The 19,889-nt window shown below is 42.2% G+C and carries 18 protein-coding genes; 7 read left to right on the top strand and 11 right to left on the bottom strand.

The features are described from left to right. The coding region (locus ACJAT7_RS05085) for a DUF47 family protein (protein ID WP_415225719.1) at positions 1-304 on the bottom strand (304 nt) is incomplete at its 3' end. Positions 305-509: 205 nt separating this feature from the next. Between ACJAT7_RS05085 and ACJAT7_RS05080 the strand changes: the two genes are divergently transcribed. Both ACJAT7_RS05080 and ACJAT7_RS05075 read left to right on the top strand, forming a co-directional pair. Continuing rightward, positions 510-2,015 carry a CYTH domain-containing protein gene (locus ACJAT7_RS05080; RefSeq protein WP_415225718.1) on the top strand — a complete coding sequence of 502 codons (1,506 nt, stop codon included), beginning with the start codon at positions 510-512 and terminating at the stop codon, positions 2,013-2,015. Between the two features lie 192 nt (positions 2,016-2,207). After that, complete coding sequence (locus tag ACJAT7_RS05075; protein ID WP_415225717.1) at positions 2,208-3,428, top strand: methyl-accepting chemotaxis protein; 1,221 nt, start codon at positions 2,208-2,210, stop codon at positions 3,426-3,428. A 97-nt stretch (positions 3,429-3,525) separates the two neighbouring features. On the opposite strand, the gene ACJAT7_RS05070 is transcribed toward ACJAT7_RS05075, so the two are convergent. The 4 genes from ACJAT7_RS05070 to ACJAT7_RS05055 form a co-directional block, all read right to left on the bottom strand. Next, complete coding sequence (locus tag ACJAT7_RS05070) at positions 3,526-3,861, bottom strand: hypothetical protein (protein WP_415225716.1); 336 nt, start codon at positions 3,859-3,861, stop codon at positions 3,526-3,528. A gap of 4 nt (positions 3,862-3,865) precedes the next feature. Further along, the gene (locus ACJAT7_RS05065; protein ID WP_415225715.1) at positions 3,866-4,513 is read right to left on the bottom strand and encodes a hypothetical protein; all 648 of its coding nucleotides are present in this window, start codon (positions 4,511-4,513) and stop codon (positions 3,866-3,868) included. Positions 4,514-4,581: 68 nt separating this feature from the next. Then, positions 4,582-5,265: a PspA/IM30 family protein gene (locus ACJAT7_RS05060; protein WP_415225714.1), complete on the bottom strand. Its 684-nt coding sequence runs from the start codon at positions 5,263-5,265 to the stop codon at positions 4,582-4,584. A 13-nt stretch (positions 5,266-5,278) separates the two neighbouring features. Then, positions 5,279-5,692: a YjfI family protein gene (locus ACJAT7_RS05055; RefSeq protein ID WP_415225713.1), complete on the bottom strand. Its 414-nt coding sequence runs from the start codon at positions 5,690-5,692 to the stop codon at positions 5,279-5,281. Positions 5,693-5,918: 226 nt separating this feature from the next. Between ACJAT7_RS05055 and glnE the strand changes: the two genes are divergently transcribed. Beyond that, complete coding sequence (gene glnE / locus ACJAT7_RS05050) at positions 5,919-8,759, top strand: bifunctional [glutamate--ammonia ligase]-adenylyl-L-tyrosine phosphorylase/[glutamate--ammonia-ligase] adenylyltransferase (RefSeq protein ID WP_415225712.1); 2,841 nt, start codon at positions 5,919-5,921, stop codon at positions 8,757-8,759. A 63-nt stretch (positions 8,760-8,822) separates the two neighbouring features. On the opposite strand, the gene lpxL is transcribed toward glnE, so the two are convergent. The 6 genes from lpxL to ACJAT7_RS05020 form a co-directional block, all read right to left on the bottom strand. Continuing rightward, positions 8,823-9,743: an LpxL/LpxP family Kdo(2)-lipid IV(A) lauroyl/palmitoleoyl acyltransferase gene (gene lpxL / locus ACJAT7_RS05045; RefSeq protein WP_415225711.1), complete on the bottom strand. Its 921-nt coding sequence runs from the start codon at positions 9,741-9,743 to the stop codon at positions 8,823-8,825. A 78-nt stretch (positions 9,744-9,821) separates the two neighbouring features. Beyond that, positions 9,822-11,231 carry an o-succinylbenzoate--CoA ligase gene (gene menE / locus ACJAT7_RS05040; RefSeq protein WP_415225710.1) on the bottom strand — a complete coding sequence of 470 codons (1,410 nt, stop codon included), beginning with the start codon at positions 11,229-11,231 and terminating at the stop codon, positions 9,822-9,824. Then, entirely contained in the window at positions 11,216-12,196 is a 981-nt protein-coding gene (gene menC / locus ACJAT7_RS05035) for an o-succinylbenzoate synthase (protein ID WP_415225709.1), read from the bottom strand. The genes menE and menC overlap by 16 nt, the downstream gene beginning before the upstream one ends. A gap of 10 nt (positions 12,197-12,206) precedes the next feature. Continuing rightward, entirely contained in the window at positions 12,207-13,283 is a 1,077-nt protein-coding gene (gene alr, locus ACJAT7_RS05030) for an alanine racemase (RefSeq protein WP_415225708.1), read from the bottom strand. Between the two features lie 386 nt (positions 13,284-13,669). After that, positions 13,670-15,067 carry a replicative DNA helicase gene (gene dnaB, locus ACJAT7_RS05025; protein WP_415225707.1) on the bottom strand — a complete coding sequence of 466 codons (1,398 nt, stop codon included), beginning with the start codon at positions 15,065-15,067 and terminating at the stop codon, positions 13,670-13,672. A gap of 28 nt (positions 15,068-15,095) precedes the next feature. Then, a complete protein-coding gene (locus ACJAT7_RS05020; RefSeq protein ID WP_415225706.1) occupies positions 15,096-15,452 on the bottom strand; it encodes a diacylglycerol kinase in 357 nt (118 codons plus the stop codon). 224 nt (positions 15,453-15,676) lie between these two features. Between ACJAT7_RS05020 and plsB the strand changes: the two genes are divergently transcribed. From plsB to hemG, 4 genes are all read left to right on the top strand, one after another. Then, the gene (gene plsB, locus ACJAT7_RS05015) at positions 15,677-18,022 is read left to right on the top strand and encodes a glycerol-3-phosphate 1-O-acyltransferase PlsB (protein ID WP_415225705.1); all 2,346 of its coding nucleotides are present in this window, start codon (positions 15,677-15,679) and stop codon (positions 18,020-18,022) included. 35 nt (positions 18,023-18,057) lie between these two features. Further along, entirely contained in the window at positions 18,058-18,444 is a 387-nt protein-coding gene (locus ACJAT7_RS05010) for a rhodanese-like domain-containing protein (protein WP_415225704.1), read from the top strand. A 66-nt stretch (positions 18,445-18,510) separates the two neighbouring features. Further along, positions 18,511-19,137, top strand: coding sequence for a YigZ family protein (locus ACJAT7_RS05005; protein ID WP_415225703.1), 627 nt, complete (start codon positions 18,511-18,513; stop codon positions 19,135-19,137). 91 nt (positions 19,138-19,228) lie between these two features. Then, positions 19,229-19,750, top strand: coding sequence for a menaquinone-dependent protoporphyrinogen IX dehydrogenase (gene hemG, locus ACJAT7_RS05000; protein WP_415225702.1), 522 nt, complete (start codon positions 19,229-19,231; stop codon positions 19,748-19,750). Positions 19,751-19,889: the final 139 nt, after the last annotated feature.

The raw sequence follows: 19,889 nt of genomic DNA, 5'->3' as shown, positions 1-19,889 counted from the left end.
TATATTTTGCTGTATTCGCTATTTTATCCTGGCGATTTACAAGCACGATAAAATCACCACGTGAAATAGGCATAAATAGCCCTTTGGGTAGTGTTAGCCGTAACTCACGTTTTAGTTCATCTGCTTCTTTTTCTAATTTAGAGATCTCTTTTCTGACCGCTTCCGCCTCTATCCAATTTTGTTTAGAGCTAGCTTCAAAAAAAGGGACCAATAAGTCGCAACAGAGAGCTACTTTGTCCATATGCATCTGAATGGGGTGAATGGGAGACTTTGCAAAAACTCCAAATATTGAATTAATTGGCATGACTGATCCTATTGTTTTAGTTTGATAACCGTCTAAATTGTTTTGTTTTAGTTTGATAACCGTCTAAATTGTCAGCTTGAACAGCAATATTCGGCGCATGTTATCTTTCTTTTGCACACATTTGAACCTGAATTTAGTATAATTTACGAATTATTGCGATTTTAGATCGTTGCATACTTGATTAATAGGGTTATTCGGAAAAATTATGGAAACAGAAATCGAGATAAAGTTTATTTTCAGCTCAGAATTTGAACTTGAACTGTACCAGAAGATTAATGCGCAGCACTTTATTTCCAGTAAAACGCAATTGTTACATAATGTCTATTTTGATACCGCGGATCGTGCATTGCGCAAAATGGATATGGGGTTACGTGTGCGTAGTTGTGAAAACCGCAGCGTACAAACGATTAAAACAGCAGGACGCGTGATCGGCGGCTTGCATCAACGGCCCGAATATAATGAACCGATAGAAGGCGCTCGGCCTGAACTTTCTCGCTTTAACAGTAAAATATGGCCGGATGACTGCGATATCAAATCGCTTGAGAGCGAATTATTTCCCATGTTTACTATCGACTTCGAACGTCAAACATGGCTTGTAGAAATGGCTGACGATACGCTTATTGAAGTTGCTTATGACCGCGGTTTCATTGAAAGCAATCAAGGTAAAGTCGCGATTTGTGAAATAGAACTCGAATTAGTTAAAGGTGATGAAAAACAACTGTTTGTTTTGGGTAATGATATAGCTTTATTACCCGAGGTGCGCTTAGGTAATGTCAGTAAAGCGCAACGTGGTTATATGCTGACAGATAAAGCCCTTTTTAAGGTAAAACCGCTTTCTCACTCTCCCCTTTTTCCCTCTATGTCAGTTGAGCAGGCCTTGCTTACCAATATGCAGCATGGCTTGCGTCATATTCAGTACCATGAAAGTTGTTATATTGAGTCATGTCAGGATGATGCTTTAATTGAATTGTTAACCGGCATTAAGTTTCTGCATCAAAATTTAAAATTATTTAAACAATCCTCGCCCCTTCTGCTTAAAGCGTCATGGATTGAAGATCTACATTGGTTAGCGCGCGCTTTTTCTTGGATTGATCAGCGCAGTACTTATCAGAGCTTGCTCGAAAACAGAGGGTATTATCTTAGAAAGCTGCCTAAATTTAAATCGCTGCTTAAAAAATTAGAGATTCAGGATAACAATCTGCCAAAGAAGCAAGATGTACTCGAACTGCTTAAATCCACCCGCTATTGCCAATTTATTTTAAATATTACGCAATGGCTGATTCAGTTTGAAAAGAGTACTTTTTCTAGCGAAAAGGCAAATTCTATTAATGATTTTGCTCGCGGCTATTTAACCTCTGCCTGGGAGGAATTAAGAGTTGGCCTCACTTCTGAAAAAGAGAATCAGCTGTTAGCCTATCAAGGCTTGTTAGAGGCTAATTTATTAATAGGTTTAAGTGTTGGAAATTTATTTTCAGAGGAGAAAAATACCGCTTTTCGTTCTCCCTGGTTAGATATTAAGCAGGGCTTAAAAGAGTTGGCCATGATCAATGTTATTGCTGATTTTGCAGAGCAGGAAGTGGATACAGAGCGTCGCAGTGAATACATTAAATGGATCAAACGTAAAGAGGAGTCTTTGCTGCATGCCCTAGAGCAGTCTAAAGAGCAGGCATTATTAAAAGAGATTTATTGGCGTGATAGTATCTATCAATAGGCATGCTATTAGCTCGTTATGTGACAAATTGTAATCAAATTACTTTTAGATCACAATTCTCTATTAATTCATTTCCAATTCAGTTCTTTAAGTCTATTTTTAAGGTATAACGTGTAGACTTTCCTTATCTCTCGTTGAGTTAGTTGCGGAGCTACTCAGCTGATATTTATTATTTATGCAGGTATATAAAATATGGCTTTATCAACATTAAATACAATTGAAAAAAAGTTTGTTAATAGGTCGATGACCCAAAAATGGGGATTGCTGTTATTGGTGGGAGCCTTTCTGTTTGTTATAAAAACATTGAGTGTAGGAATTCTCTTAAGCGATAAATTATTTACTAATGCACAGGATGCGTTGGCGCTTGTCAGCAGCTATAATTTATGGGCTGATTTAATCATTTTAGTTATTTTTATAGCCGTTTTATACTGGGCTATGTCGGTGATGAAAAAGCATATTTTAGTAACCTCTCGAGATTTAGAACTGGCCATAACTCAAGGTACCCTGGTGGATTACGCGCAATTAACTTCAAAAGATGAACTCGGAAATGTTGCGCGCATGGTTTGTACGGAAACTGGTAAGCTGCAGAATATTTTTCAGATGCAGAAAGAGAGTGCGATAGAGTTAAATGACATTATCGAGAGTCTATCAACCTGTATGGAAATTATTACGGAGTCGATGGATGAGGAATTTGGACAGGTTGAACAACTTGCCACGGCAATGAACGAGATGACTGCAACAGTCAATGAGGTTGCAAGCAACGCAAACAGCGCGTCATCTTCCACAACTGAAGCATCTGCCGTTGCCCAGGAAGGCAGTCAATTTGTTAATGCAACGGTCGCTACCATTAATTCATTATCAAGCAATATTGGCGCCTCAGCTGACGCGGTAAACAATGTTGAATTAAAAGTAGAAGGTATTGGCAGTGTTGTTGATACTATCCGCAGTATCTCTGAGCAAACTAACCTATTAGCATTGAATGCCGCCATTGAAGCGGCTCGAGCAGGTGAAGCTGGGCGCGGTTTTGCGGTTGTTGCAGATGAGGTCCGTAACCTGGCAAAACGTACGCAAGATGCAACGGTTGAAATTCAAGGTATGATTGAACAGCTGCAAAGAAGTGCGCAAGATGCAGTTGGTTTAATGGGTAAAAGTGTTAAAGAAGCTGATACGGGTGTGGAGCAGGTAACGCAAGCGGGCATACAGTTAGCCGGAATCGTTGAAAAAGTTCACCATATCTCTGATATGAACTATCAAATTGCATCGGCGGCAGAAGAGCAAACGACAGTGGCCGGCGATATCAACAAAAATTTAGATGAGGTTAAAGAGATTGTTGAAGGCTCAGTTACCGTATTAAAAGAGGTAACGGAAATGGTAGAAATGATAAGCAAGCATGCACAGAGCTTAAGCAAGTAGGCGAACAGTTAACCCTCCTTTACAATAGTAAAAAAAAAGCACTTCTAAGGAAGTGCTTTTTTTTACTTGTTAATATTAGAGTGGGATCAGTTTGCAATTATTTCTTAACTTCACTTTCCAGTGCAAATTTAGTCAACTCCTCAATCACCGACTTTTTTATTTCTAATTGTTGTTCTGCCGGAATTTTATAGCGTTCACTCAGTTGCTGGTAATCATCATCACTTAAGCTGACCGTTAAGCGAGGGCGTTTGGGTTTTGTATGAGTGGGCAGATCTAATAGGTAGCGGATCTGCTCTGATGGGCTGATTCCCTTATCTAATGCGCTGCGCCTAATGCTATATTGCAGTTTTGTATCCATATCAAATGCAATTTGTACCGCTTTAACGACCTTTGCTGATTGTTGCCATTTCTTTGGTAATTCTCTGTCAGCCATGGGATTATTCTCCTTTGATCCATAATTCTGAAATTTCATTGGCGGGTCTTAAAAAAGAGAGGTAGATATCGGTATCGCCATTTTCAAAAATAAATATATCAATGAAACGTTTTTCTTTGCCCCCCGATAATGAGTAAAACTCAAACTCACGGCCATGTTTTTGTGCATTGTCTTGCGGTGGTGTTGTTGTTCGGTAATCTTCCTGATGTTTATAACCTGTGGTCATAAAATCTTGCTGAATATATTCATCAGCAATCATATCCGCATAATGATGATTATTTGTATGTGGTTTCAGGCGCGCATTACCCGGCTCTTCGAAAATCTCAGAAAAAGCGTCTAAATCAAATAAGTTTTCAACATCATTTCGAGTTAGCAATAAACTAAATTTAACTAATTGTTGGGGATTAATTGGGAAACTTAAATAAACTAACTGTGGTCCGCTGCCTTGGCCGATAATTTGTGGATAATGTTCATGTTTAAACTCAAGTGTTTTTATATCAATGACTTGTAGTTGTTGTTTGCGCATCGCTTGAGGCAGCGCAAAACTATCCCCAAAGGTGAAAATGTCGTTAATTTGCAGATCTTGCGGCTTTGTTAATGTACGTGTTGTGATCGGTTGTTTTTTACTAAACAGAGACTTAAAAAAACTCATGATTTTTCCTTCTTTAAAAGCAAATAACCCAGTGCACTTTATGTTATTTGCTTTAATTTCACTCTTTATTACTTGGTTTTTAGGCGATCTAGAATTGACTGCGCGCTACTCTGTTGTGCGCCGATACCCGCTTGTTGTAATTTAGCCTGCAGTGAACTATCGCTATTTTCAGATTCAAGTTGCTCGGCGGCTTTGAGTTGATCATCAAACATCGCCTGTTTTTGTTTAATGCGCTCTAAAGAATCTTTCGCATTTAATAGCTTAGAGTTGCTTGCAGTAAAATTATCTGTGATTGCGGATGTGGCTTTCTGCACGCTTTGTGTTGTTTTTACCATGCTCAGCTGGCGTTTATAATCGGTTAATTGACGTTCACTTTTTTTAATTAACTCTTTTAAACGATCCGCACTTTTAAGATAACTTTCATTTGCTTGCTGCTGGTCAGCTGCGCTGCTTTCGAGTTCTGCAATTTTCTCCGCAACTTCAATCGCCAAGGGCTCATTGCCTTGATTAAGGGCCTGCATTGTGTAACCTTCATGCTCTTTAATGCTTGCCTGCAGTTGTGTGACCTCTCGTTCCGCCTGCATCTGTTTTGCCATCACTTCGGTTAAATCACGTTTGGCAAGGGTGATATGTTTTTCTGAATCGCGGATCTCCTGTTCAAAAATGCGCGTAGAGTTGGCATCAACGACAGCTTCACCCGCTTCGCGTGCGCCACCACGAACTGCGGTCATGATTTTTTTAAATATGCTCATAATAAACTCCAAATTAATTTAAGTAACTATCCATCTCAGTAATTACTTCAAGGCTGTTATCACTTAGCGTGACAATCTCTAACTCGATATCAGCAAGGTTTGAATTCACAGACAACGCACCAAATACCACATATTTGTCTTCTATTTTTGCAAATGCAGAGAGTGGCATGGGAATATTCATCTCCAGCATCACTTCCATCATATTGGCTTTGAGTTCAGTTTTAACCTCATCCTCGCCCCACAGGTAAGCAATACATAGAATTTGGTTATCACTAATAGAGATAAAAATGGGGATCTCTTCCCGGCCTAAAATTTCAACTTGCAAAACATCAATGTCGCCATTAATTGGCGTACAATCAAAACTAAAACCAGTTTCTGTTTTGTCATCTAACTGATTTAAATGGGTGGCAATTTTATGAATATTCATAATACTCCTTAATGGGAAAAGACATTTAATGTCTATATGCAGGTTAATTTAGTTTGCTTGTCATTATATGTCAAGCGCTTTAAGTCTGTTTTTATAGCTCTGCCGTATTAGTAATATTGTGGTGGATCTTCTATTATTATATTAGGTTGTATAGGTTATTCTCATGCATTGAGAAGCTAGTATCGTTTTTAGTATTTTTGTTTTTTTGTCTCTATGGATGCTCTATATGTCTTTATTAAATGATAATGCGTTGTGCCAATTTGAAAAAATTAACCAGCAAATTGATCTCTCTTTTCTCAATGCGCCGCAACAGGCTGATTTAAAAACAGCGTTAGGATTAAGTGATTTTATTAGTGATGCATTATCAAAGCAGCCCGAACTATTAACTGAGCTATATGGATCTGGTTTACTTGAATCAGAGCAACGCACAACACAAATCAGCGAAGATCTGCAACGTTTATTATCCACAACTCAAGACGAATTACTATTACATAAAGGGTTACGTTTATTCCGCCGTAAACATATGTTGGTTATCGCTTGGCGAGATCTACTCGGTAAAGCCAGCCTAGAAGAGAGTTTTGAACATACCTCGCACTTGGCAGAGCAGCTGATTCAACAGAGTCTGAACTGGTTATATAACAAACAGTGTAGTGAACAAGGCACCCCAACAAGCCCAGAGGGAATAAGGCAGCCTCTGTATGTTTTTGCGATGGGTAAGCTTGGTGGGCGGGAATTAAACTTCTCTTCCGACATTGATCTGATTTTTGCCTACCCGGAGCGGGGAGAAACGATGGGGGGGCGGCGTAGTATTGATAACCAGGCTTTTTTTATCAAACTAGGGCAACGACTTATTGCGGCGTTACATCAAATAACGGTGGATGGTTTTGTTTATCGCGTCGATATGCGTCTGCGGCCCTTTGGTGAATCGGGGGCGCTAGTAAGCAGTTTTGCATCAATTGAAGATTATTATCAAAGGCATGGTCGCGAATGGGAGCGTTATGCGATGGTTAAAGCGCGTGTGCTTGGTGAAGAAGGCACGTATAAAGCTGAGCTTGAGGCTATGCTCAAGCCATTTGTTTATCGCCGTTATATCGATTACAGCGCAATTGAATCGTTACGTAAAATGAAAGCGATGATCAGTGCGGACGTACGCCGTAAGGGATTAAAAGATAATATTAAATTAGGCACTGGCGGAATTAGAGAAATAGAGTTTGTGGCGCAAGCATTTCAGCTTATCCGAGGCGGGCGCATGGTGGAGCTGCAGTGTGAAGGGTTGCTGCAAACCTTAAAGGTACTTGCGCAATCAGGTGAATTGCCCGTTGAGAGAGCGCAGTGTCTGCAGGAATCCTATTGTTTCTTACGCAGAGTCGAAAATGTTTTACAGCAGATAGGGGATCAACAGACACAAACCCTGCCTGATAGTGATCTTGATAGACAACGTTTAATTCACGTTATGGGATTTGCCAATTGGGCTGGTTTTTACGTGCAGTTGCAGCAGGTGATGAAAAATGTGAATAATGAATTTAACTGGGTAGTTAGTGGTGAGGAGCAAGAAAATAAAGCTGCCGAGCAGGGATTATGCGAATTATGGGCCGTGAATTTAAGCCATAAGGAAACGGTTAAATTATTACAAGAAAAAGGGGTGGATCAGTTATCGGCTGATGGTTTCGCTGTGCAGTTATTAAGTTTAAAGGACGATATTAGCAAAAGACCCGTCGGACCTCGTGGTCAGGAAACGCTGGAAAAGCTACTGCCGGAAATAATCGAGCGGGTCGCTGTCTATAACAATCCTGTCGAACTGATTAGCCGGATGCGTCTTTTGCTCGTAAAAATCATGCGCCGCACCGCTTATTTAGAGTTGTTAAATGAAAATAAAGGGGCATTAAATCAACTGCTCAAATTATGCAGTGCTAGCCCGCTCCTAAGCGAACAACTTGCCCGCTATCCTATTTTATTAGATGAGCTGCTTGATCCCCAGCACCTTTATAACCCGACTGAGTTGGGTCATTATAAACGCGACCTACAACAATTTATGTTACGTATTCCAGAGGAGGATATGGAACAACAGATGGAAGCGTTACGCCAGTTCAAGCAGATCCAGTTTTTATATATCACAGCTGCAGATATTGCCGGTGCAATCACGCTACCTCAGGTCAGTGATCACCTTACCTATTTAAGCGAAGCGTTGATGGATTATGTGGTGCAGCTCGCATGGAAGCAGATGGTTGAAAAATTCGGTTTGCCGAGCAATGTTGTTGGCTGTGATCGTAAAGGTTTTGCGGTAATAGGTTACGGTAAAATGGGCGGTTTTGAACTGGGTTATGGTTCCGATCTGGATGTGGTTTTTTTGCATGAGAGTCATATCCAAGGGCAGACAAGCGGACCGCGTGTGATTGATAATCAGCTTTTTTATGCACGCCTTGCACAACGCATTATCCACCTCTTCAGTACGCGCACTAACTCAGGTGTTTTATATGAGATTGATATGCGTTTGCGCCCATCGGGGGACTCGGGATTATTGGTTTCTAGTGTGGCAGGTTATAGAAAATATTTAGAGAATGAAGCCTGGACATGGGAGCATCAAGCCTTGGTTCGCTCGCGTGTGGTATTCTCTGATCCGGAAATTTTAGCTGAGTTTAATCAGGTGCGTCATGCTGTATTGGTCTTACCACGGCAAAGTCAGTTGCTAGCAAAGGATATTAGTGAGATGCGCGGTAAAATGCGTAAACACCTTAATCGTGCTAAAAAAGGGGAGTTTGATCTGAAACAGTCACCAGGCGGTATGGTCGATATCGAATTTATTGCGCAGTATCTGGTATTAATTAATGCCTGCCAATCGCCACAAGAGCTGTGCAACTGGTCGGATAATTTACGTATTTTTGCAACGTGCAAAGATCTGGCTTTATTAACGCCTGTTGAAGAAAAATCGCTGACTGATGCATATTGCCATCTTCGCGATGCAGCTCACCGTTTAACGCTGAATAAACAAAGCCGTATCGTCAGCGATAAGCTGTTTGTTGATGAGCGCAAAGCGGTGCTAAAAATTTGGCATAAATGGTTAGATTAGATAAGTAGTATATAGCCAAGCTACCTCAAGATGCATCTTTAAGTAATTTGGCTGTTTTTATTACTAATAGAGGCTTTTCTCGCCCTCAGGACGTGTTTTAAAGCGTCGATGCATCCACATATACTGATCATCGCATTCGCGTACCATCTTCTCAATCTGCTGGTTAGTGCGCTGTGTATCTACTTGCAGATCTTGTGTCGGAAAGTCCTCAAGTTTAGGATAAAAAACTAGTTCATATCCGGCCTCAGCAGGCAGACGTTTTAAAAAAACAGGAATAACACAACTGTTTTTAACGCGTGCAAGGGTACTGGTACCCGCCACCGTATTGGCCTCTTTTATTTCAAAGAAGGGTGCGAAGACACTGCTTTTATGGCTGCCGTAATCATGATCCGGGGCATACCAGAGCGCTTCCCCCTTTTTCAAGGTACGTAACATAGCTTTAAAATCTTTGCGATCCAGCATCGCGTTATGTTCCCGCATCCGTCCCCAGTAAAACCAGTAGTCGAGCAGCGCATTGGAATGTTTACGGTAAACTGCACAGCAAGGTTGTACTAAACCTAATGCACGCGCCCCCATCTCTAGCGTTAAGAAATGTGCGCCGAGAAAAATAATACCCTGACCCTTCTCTTGTGCACCTTGAAGATGCTCTATGCCGGTTATTTTTAATAAACCGCGAACACGCCAGCTTGGCCAAAACCAGGCCATGCCCATCTCTAATAAGGCAATACCGCTGTTTTCAAAATTTAGGCGTACTTTTTTATCTACTTCGGCTTGTGATAATGTTGGAAAACATAATTCAATATTACGTCGTGCAATTTCGCGTCTCGATTTTACAATGTGGTAGGAGATACGACCGAGTTGCCTGCCGATAAAAAGTAAAACACCGTAAGGTAATAAAGAGGTTACAAATAGCGTAAAAATACCCGCCCAAGCGAGCCAGTATTTGGGATGGCAGAAGCTGACTTTCAGTTTGTATTGGTCCATAAATGCTCGATCTGGTCTAAAAGAATAGAAAGATTCTACCGAATTATCTAATAAATGCCTATTTTGTCTGGTATTTTTTTATTTTGCGGAACAGATAATTTTATCAGCGCGCTTCTGCGCCAGTTGCTGTAAATTTTTTAATGAGACCTTGATGGCTGATTGGGCTGGCAGTGCAAAATAGTGAATTGGCCGCTTATAGCGGCTGAGTTTACCCTTGAGGTAATTATCGAGCGCTGTTTGCAGTGGCGCTTCATCTAAGCAATCAATAAATGCAACGGGACGTTTCCCAAAAGCAGCGTCGTTAATTGCCACGACGTAGGCCTGCTTTACGCCAGGAAACGCCAACAACAGAGATTCAATCTCCTCGGGTTGGATATTTTCACCGCCACAGATAAACTGTCGATCCTTCCTGCCGATGATTTGTAATCTATTGCCAACCTTTTTGCCGAGATCTTTACTGGCAAACCACTGCTTTTCAGGCAGCAAACTATCCGCCATGACACCATTAAAGTAACCTGCAAAGCGTGTTTTGCCGCGCAGGAAAATCTCCCCTTTTATTATCTTCAGCTCTCTATATTTTAATATAAACAGGCTCGAGTTATTGCTTGAAGTCGCAACTTGGGAGCTCATTTCAGTTAAGCCATAACTTAAATGATAGTTAAAGCCACGCTGCTCTGTCTCCTTTAATAGTCGCTGTGAAAAGGCGCTGCCACCGAGCAGGAGATGTTTAATGGGCAAGTTTCTTTGCTTAAATTCGCTGTTTTCTAATAAACGGGAAAGTTGCGTGTTGACTAAAGATAGGTGGGTAATGTTCAGCTTTTTAAGCTGTTCGGCAGTTAATTGGCTATCACTGAGTACCACTGTTGCCCCTGCAAGTAAGGTCCGGAGTACTGCGGCATAACCGCTAATATGAAACAGGGGCAAAGATAATAAATTTTTATCGCCGCGTTGCAGGGGAATGACTTCTTGCGAGCCTAATGCGCTGTAATAGTGGTTACTAAAATTATGCATCGCCGCTTTCGCTTGACCACTGCTTCCGGAGGTGAAAATTATATTAATGACCTGCAGGGGATCGATGTTTAACTGCGAATTATTAATCTCCAGAGTGTCATCTACAGTGAAATTTAATGGCAAACTGGTTAACCCTAATCGTGATTGGGTCGGCGCTAAATAGATAAATTCACTATTAAGTATTGCCACACGAGAGGTTATTTCCGGATCGCTAAAACGCGGGTTGAGCGGACAAAAAATAATCCCGCTACGCAGGCAGGTAAGCTGTAGGAGAATGAGGTTAACCGAGTTGGGGGCAATGCAGACTAAGCGATCGCCTGTTTTTATTCCCTGTAAGCGCAACTGTTTTTCCAGTGAATTTATGCGCCCATCCAGCAGCTTAAATGTCAGCGAATGTTGTTCATCTTTAATCGCTATCTGCTCTGGTTGGATGATCGCTTGAAAACGGATCGGACAGTAATTTAGTGGCTGCGCCATAAACACTCCAGTCTCTGCAGATCCTGCTCAATCCGATTCTTATCTGTTAATAAAGCGGGCTGAAAATACTTCAAGGTATCCAGCCCTAGTGAGACTGATGCCTCTTTTTTATAACTATCTGCCAGGTAGGCAAGTTGTAATAAACCGATAATTGACTCAAAGGAGGAGCTGATACTGACCTGTAACTGCTGTTGACTGGCAATATTGATAAAATATTGCACTCTACTTAATGAGCCGATTAACGTCGGTTTTAAAATCAGCGCTTTGATCTGTTTGCTCTCTTGAAAGCAAAAATCGGCTTGCTGCAGAGTTTCATCAAGCGCCAGGCCTATCTGATAGCGCTGCGCCAGTTGTAGATTATCGCGAAAAGAGGGCGTTGGCTCTTCGATATAATCGAGCTGCTGCGTATTAATCTGGCTAAAAAAGCGGCTCGCCTGCTCGGTTTCCCAGCCTTGATTGGCATCGCAGCGAATTGCCAAAAGTGGATTAAGGGCGGTTAACTTTTTAAATAATAAAATATCTTGTTGCACGCTCTGTCTCGCGACTTTGAGCTTAATAAGGGGCGGTTTATTTAAGCTCAGATACTCCTTGATAAGATCGCTATTATCCCCTTGTAAGAGCGGGATAATATCGCTATCGGCAAAGGTTTTTGTAAGAGGGGTATGCTGCAGGGCGTTATCTAAAGCAAACTGCACACTGGGATAAAGCCCAGATTGCTGATTTAATACACTGATCCCTTCTTCTAATAACGTGATTATTTGCGCTGTTGCCTGTGCTAAATTCTCACTGCTAAAACCGGGCAAGGGGGCTATTTCGCCAAAGCTGCAGCGACCCTGCTTATCTTGCAGTTGTAAAATAAGTCCCTTGCGCAGGGAGATTCTCTGCCCGTTAAAGGTAAGCGGGCAGGTAAAAGGGATCTTATAGAGAAACAGTTTGGCTTGTGTTGCCTGAAAAAGAGCGCTCATCAGTTGAAAATTATTCGCGGTACTGCAAGTCAACACGGGCAGTCAATTTGGTGACTAACTCATAAGCGATAGTGCCTATATGCTCGGCCACCTGCTCCGCAGGTAATCCATCCCCCCAGAGCGTGACAGCATCGTCAACACAGTCTGAACTGTCTATACCTAAATCAACCGTTAACATATCCATCGATACACGCCCGACAATCGGTACTAACCGGCCATTGACCAAGACGGGCGTACCTTGTGGAGCCATGCGCGGATAACCATCACCATAGCCGATAGCAACTACGCCTAATTTGGTATCCTCTGCTGCAGTCCAGCTTGCGCCATAACCGACACTTTCTCCGGCTTTATGATCATGCACTGCAATCAAGCGCGATTTTAAGGTCATCACCGGCGTTAATTGGAAATCAGCGGCACTTTTCTCGCTAAAAGGTGAAATGCCATATAGCGCAATACCCGGGCGGATTATATCGTAATGTGCGTTCGGCCAGGCAAGGGTTGCGGCTGAGCTGGCCAGTGAATTTAAGCCGCTGCTCTCTTTGATATGCTTTTTAAACAGCGCAATTTGTAATTCCGTAACGGGGTTGTCCAGTTGATCAGCACAGTTAAAGTGGGTCATTAAGTTGATCGGTTTCTGTACGTTTTTGCAGTTTTGCAGCTGTAGATAAACCGCATCAAACTGTTCTGGGAGAAAACCTAAACGGTGCATCCCAGTATCAAGCTTCAGCCAAATTTGCAGTGGTTTGGCTAAATCGGCGTTTAAAAGTGCATCGACCTGCTGCTGTGAATGAATCACCGGCTGAAAATCTTGTTCCACCAAAGCCTGCAGTTCACTGCTGTTAAAAAAACCTTCCAGTAGCACGATCTGCTTTGTTATGCCGGCATCGCGTAACAGTAATGCTTCATTGAGACGTGCCACACCGAAGGCATAGACATCCTTTAATGTTTGCGCCACTTTGACTATACCATGGCCATAAGCGTTGGCTTTCACCACGGCGAGCACTCTGCTCTGTGGTGCTGTTTTTTGCAGCACATTAAGGTTTTGCTGCAAGGCATTTAAGTTGATAACTGCGTATGTGATATTCATTAAAAAACTCTACTTATCATTATCAAAAGGTCCTCACTATTATATGCGGCGCCAGTATAATCATCAAATCGGGAATAACGGCCTTGGAAAGTTAACCGTATTTTTCTGTATTTGGAATCCACTTATTCTAGACGTGTCAGCATGATTTAGTCCTCACTATTATATGCGGCGCCAGTATAATCATCAAATCGGGAATAACGGCCTTGGAAAGTTAACCGTATTTTTCTGTATTTGGAATCCACTTATTCTAGAAGTGTCAGCATGATTTAGTCCTCACTATTATATGCGGCGCCGGTATAATCATCAAATCGGGAATAACGGCCTTGGAAAGTTAACCGTATTTTTCTGTATTTGGAATCCACTTATTCTAGACGTGTCAGCATGATTTAGTCCTCACTATTATATGCGGCGCCGGTGTAATCATCAAATCGGGAATAACGGCCTTGGAAAGTTAAACGTATTTTTCCTATCGGTCCATTACGCTGTTTACCGATAATTATTTCAGCAATCCCCTTATCATTGCTGTCCTCGTGATAGATTTCATCGCGATAGATAAACATAATCAGATCGGCATCTTGCTCAATCGCACCCGATTCACGTAGATCCGAGTTAATCGGGCGTTTATCGGCGCGTTGCTCAAGGCCACGGTTGAGCTGTGAAAGTGCGATAACTGGGCAGCGTAACTCTTTTGCCAATGCTTTTAATGAGCGGGATATTTCTGAAATTTCTAAGGTGCGATTTTCACTTAAAGAGGGAACACGCATCAGCTGCAGGTAATCGACCATAATCATGCTGATCCCACCGTGATCTCGCGCGATTCGGCGGGCACGGGAGCGCAACTCAGTAGGCGTCAGACCTGAGCTGTCATCAATAAACATATTCCCTTGGTTTAATAAAATAGACATAGTGGATGAGAGGGATGCCCAGTCGTTTTCATCAAGCTGACCGGTACGGATTTTCCCCTGATCAATACGCCCCAGCGATGCCAGCATACGATTCATAATTTGCTCTGCGGGCATCTCCAGTGAAAAGATAACCGTCGGCTTATCTGAATTAAGCGCCGCATGCTCTGCCAGATTCATCGCAAAGGTGGTTTTACCCATTGACGGACGGGCCGCGACAATAATCAAATCACCGGGTTGGAAACCTGTGGTCATCTGATCTAAATCATTGTAACCCGAAGATAAACCGGTCACACCGTCACGCGGGTTTTTGCACAGATCATCAATTTTAGCGACGGTTGCTTTTAGAATATCCTTAATCGCCAGCGGGCCTTCACTTTTATTACTGCGTGCTTCAGCTATTTGGAATACGCGGGTTTCAGCAAAATCAAGCAGTTCAGCGCTATCTCGTCCTTCTGTCTCATAACCCGCTTCGGCAATTTCATTGGCGACTGCAATTAACTCTCGAACAACGGCGCGTTCACGGACGATATCCGAGTAGTTATTAATATTGGCGGCACTTGGGGTGTTTTGTAAAAGCTCGGCCAGATAGGCGATACCACCAATTCCTTCCAGCTCCTGTTTATTGTCAAGATGTTCAGAAAGGGTTACTAAATCAACCGGAATATCTTCACTGCTGAGCTGTTCAATGGTGGCAAAAATTTGTCGATGTGCACGGTGATAAAAGTCACGATCGACCACCCGTTCAGCAACATCATTCCATGCATCATTATTTAATAGTAAACCGCCGATAATTGCTTGTTCAGCTTCAAAGGAGTGAGGCACAGTTTTAATTGAAGCGATGGTTTTGTTTTTTGGTGCTGAATAGGGTTTATTTGCCATGGGATAATCCTAGCTCTGTTAATGATGCTTATAAAAAAAGGATTTCAATCCAAATATACGCGGTTAGAATCAAGGCGATTAATACTGCAGCGGAGCCCATATCTTTGGCCCGTCCGGATAATTCATGCAGCTCACTGCCAATTCGGTCAACGACGGCTTCAATTGCGGAGTTAATAATCTCAATAATCACAACTAAAACAACAGGTGCAATCATTAAAATCCGCTGGATTTGAGATACCTCTAAATAACAGGCAAGTGGAATTAGAATCGCCGCTAATAATAACTCTTGGCGAAAGGCTGCTTCATGTTTAAAGGCACTTTTTAACCCTTGTATTGAATAACCTGTGGCAAGAATAATGCGTTTTAATCCCGTGTTTTTTTCCATGGAAAGTTGAACCTGTTGGTAGTTTTAGTCAGTTAGTTATTTTAGCAAAATGCGCTGCTAAGATCACTGTCTATGCGGTGAATTTTTTAATAACCTTAATTATTTATTGCATATAAGCTGCCATTTAAAATGGCGCTGCTACTATCGAGATAGTTGTGCACTTTTTATATGTTAATATTCCTTATCTTTTGAATTTTCTCTTAGCCAGTGATTAAGGTTGTATTGTGTTAGCAAAAGGTTCGCTTTTTTCCCGTTTAATTAATAAATATTGGGTCCGCAGTCATTATGTGCCTGTGCAGCCGAGAGCCGAATTGCAACTGGATCTGGATCGGCCAATTATTTATCTTGTCGAGCAAAATAGCGCAACTGATTTACTGGGATTGCAGTCAAGTTGTTTAAAGGCGGGCTTGCCTGATCCCTATCGTACACTCAAAGTGAACGGTCAAAGCTTGAGCGCCACTATTTTTATTGATGATTGGTCGCTTTTCTCAACGCAGCATAAAAGCGAGCAAAATCCAGATGCTCGCTACATAAGGCAGTATCAGCAGCTACTCACTTTACATAAAGCGGATCCAAGTTTAGATATTCAGTTAGTGCCGGTGACATTTTATTGGGGAAGAGATCCGGGTAAGCAGGGTAAAAGCGCCTGGTTTGATCTGCTCGATCAGCGCCGCGTCGGTGCACTGCATAAGTCGCTGGTGGTGCTGAAAAACGGTAAAGATCATCTGCTGCGCTTTAACCCGCCGATTTCAATTGCACGGTTATGCCAGCGTCATAAATCGGAATCAGCGCAGCACTTAGCGCATAAACTGGCAAAAGTGGCGAACCGTTATTTTACTCAGCAAAAACGCAGCAGTGTCGGCCCCAAATTAGTCAATAGAAAAGAGATGATTAACGCTATTTTAGCGCAGCCGAGTTTACGGCAGCTGATCAAAGAGCGGGCCGAAATTGAGCAGCGTAGTGAAGCGCTCATTGAATCGCAGTGCCGCGGCTATTTGCAAGAGATCAGCGCAAACTTCTCTTATCCCTGGTTACGTCTATTTCGTAAAATATTAGGCTGGGTATGGAATCATATCTACCAAGGTATTGAAGTGCATCATGCACAAGCTGTTCGCCAGGCGTGTCAAAGCGGCGCAGAAATTATCTATATGCCATGTCATCGCAGCCATATGGATTATCTGTTACTTTCATCTGTTTTATTCGAGCAAGGGTTAACGCCTGCCCATGTTGCCGCGGGAGTAAATCTTAACTTTTTTCCTGCTGGAGCTATTTTCCGGCGCTCTGGTGCGTTCTTTTTACGCCGCACGTTTAAAGAGTCACCTCTTTATGCGCAAGTCTTTAATGCCTATTTTGCGTTCTTATTTAAGCAGGGTTATCCGATTGAATTTTTCACTGAGGGCGGACGCAGTCGAACCGGGCGTTTACAGCCACCGAAAACGGGTTTGCTGGCGACCGCTCTGCGGACCTATTTAAATCAGCCGGAACGTAATGTTTTGCTGGTGCCTGTCTATATCGGTTACGACCATATTATGGAGGTAGCCACTTACACTAAAGAGTTGGCCGGACAGAAAAAGGAGAAAGAAAGTTTTTGGCACGTTTTAGGGATTGTAAAAAAACTGGGTAACTTTGGGCGTGTTTTTGTTAATTTTGCTGAGCCGATTAATATTAAACACTATTTTGACAGTGAAGCGCCGAACTGGCAACAATCCGGGATTGAGCCGCTACAGTTTAAAAAGCAGGTAGATCAAGTCGCTTATAATGTGATGGTGGCTATTAATTCGGCCAGCGCAGTTAACGCTCTGCCTTTGTGTGCGGCGATCTTGCTGGCCAGTAAAAACCGCTGCGTGCAAAAAACGCTATTTCTTGAGCAGATAATTAAGCATCAGCAGCTGCTGGCGTTACTCAAGAAAAATAGTTTGCTGACCTATGCGCAGGGCAATGCTGCTGATATTTATCAGCAGGCGCTGATTTTAAAAAAATTTAGCGAGTCTGATGGTGTGGTTTTCTGCTCGCAAGTAGAGGCGATGCAGCTGGGCTATTACCGCAACAATATCATTCATCTTTTTGCCCTGCCCGGTTTACTGTGCAGCACAGCACGTTATCTTTTACGGCAAAATGAACCCTTCACCTTTGCCAATATCACCTGTTATGCTGCTAAAATATATCCGTTGCTAGAGACTGAATATTTTTTAAATAATAACCAGGATCTAAACAGTTTAATGGCAGAAGGGGTCAAGCAATTACAACAGATAGGTCTGTTTAGCGTTGAACATGGTCTGTATTTGATAAGCGATGAGCTGTTATTAAACCTCTTTATCGGTCATTTACAGGAAACATTTTCACGTTATCAGCAGCTTTTCCTGCTTTTGAGCGAACAAGAAAATTGCCGGGATTGGGATGGAAATCGTCTTGTTTTGCTATATAAAGCGCAGTTACAACCAGCAGTTATTGACCCTTTTGATGAAAAAAGTTTGCTCCTATTTCTGCAAACCTTGCGCGCCTTATACCCTGATGGTGTACGGCCCGATCAGCAACAACTATTGTTAGCGCTTGTTGACCATGCGCGTTGAAATTATTTTAAAACAAAGAGGGTAAGCAGATGGTTATGAATGGTAGAGCGCTTGTTGAGTCACTTAGATCGCAAGTACAAGAGTTAGACGTTGCACAATTAAAAGCAATTATGCAGCAAAACCCGCAGGCGATTGTTATCGATATCCGTGAAGTGGCGGAAACCGATGCCGGCTCCATTGCTGATACACTGCTTATTCCTCGTGGTATTCTGGAGATGCAGATTAATACTCATAAGCGCATCACCGAGCGTTTTTCGAACGTTGAATTGTTAGCTGAGCAGCCCATCTATTTGCTCTGCCGTTCTGGTGCGCGCTCTGTGTTATCTGCATTTTCCCTGCAGATGATGGGCTTTAAAGATGTTTATTCAGTTGCTGGTGGGTTTTTAGCGTGGCAGGCTGCAGGTTATGATTGTGCAAATTGATCGGCGGCAAGCCGGTACAGGTTTTTATTTTGTTTGCTAAAGGGTGTGATTTTTTATGGAATCTTTGTGACTGAGCCTTATCCTATTTTACAGGCTAATCTCTCTTTTGAAGAAGAGATCAAAAAAAGCCGTTTTATTACCTATCTGGCGCATGTTGAAGGCAAGCAACAGGCATTAGAGTATCTGCAATCAATAAAAACGTTGCATAGAGATGCCGGTCATCATTGTTGGGCTTATATTGCAGCTAGCCCTCACGATTGTGTCAATATAGGTTGTAGTGATGATGGTGAGCCCAAAGGCTGCGCAGGGAAACCTATGCTGGCTATTTTACAGGGTACGCACCTTGGTGAGCTTATGGCAGTGGTGGTACGCTATTCCGGCGGAATAAAACTCGGCACAGGCGGGTTAGTGCGTGCTTACTCCAATGGAATACAGCAATTAGTCAAGCAGATGCAAACAACTGAAAAACGCTTTTATCAACAATATCAATTGCACTGTGATTATGCTCAAATGGCAGCGATAGAGGGGATGTTAGCAGATCACTCCGGACGAATTGTGCAGGTAACCTATTTGCAGTCGGTCGATGCCGTTATTGCGGTGGATTTGCAGTTTACCAAGCAGTTTACTGAGCAGCTGCAAGCGCTGACACAAGGCGCAGTTTCTGCCAAAAAGATTGCTATTGAAGTCAACTAAAGCAAAAAACATCTAAATGGATTGTAATTATTACCATCTTGTTCGCTAGCTTTACTCGTTTTGTTTATTCCTGTTTGTGAGAAAATTAAAAATGACAATTAAAACGCTCGTCTTATACTCATCTGTTGATGGGCAAACGTTAAAAATAATAGAAAGAATTACAGCGCAGATAGAGGACGAGATCACTCTGTTTAATGTCGAACAGCCAGTGGATATCGACTTTAGTGAATATGATAAAGTACTGATCGGTGCGTCGATTCGTTACGGAAATTTCCGTAAAAGTCTGCTGAAATTTGTCAATAAACATAAAATACAACTCGACCAGCTGCCCAATGCTTTCTTTTTGGTTTGTTTAACGGCGCGCAAGCCTGAAAAAGCAAATCCGGAAAACAATGCTTATATGACCAAGTTTGATCAATTATCTTTATGGCAACCGCGGCTAAAAGGGGTGTTTGCAGGGGCTCTGTTATATTCGCGTTATAACTGGTGGCAAACACTGATTATCCAGCTGATTATGAAAATGACGGGTGGCAGCACAGACACAACAGTAGATATCGAGTTGACTGACTGGGCAAAAGTGGATCTTTTTAGTCGAGATTTCGCCGCTTTATAGCGCATCTATTCTCAACAAAAAAAGATGCGACAGACATGTCAGAATCAAATGTGTTGCGTATTAGGCTGAATTTTTCACCTGTCTGGCTTACAATACAGACTTTAAAATCATTAGACCCAAGCTAGGTGAAGATGCACAA

The sequence above is a fragment of the Psychromonas sp. genome (assembly GCF_047632995.1).
Classification (GTDB): Bacteria; Pseudomonadota; Gammaproteobacteria; order Enterobacterales; family Psychromonadaceae; genus Psychromonas.
Note: the sequence above shows the minus strand (reverse complement) of the source record. Positions and strands in the feature narration are given on the sequence as shown.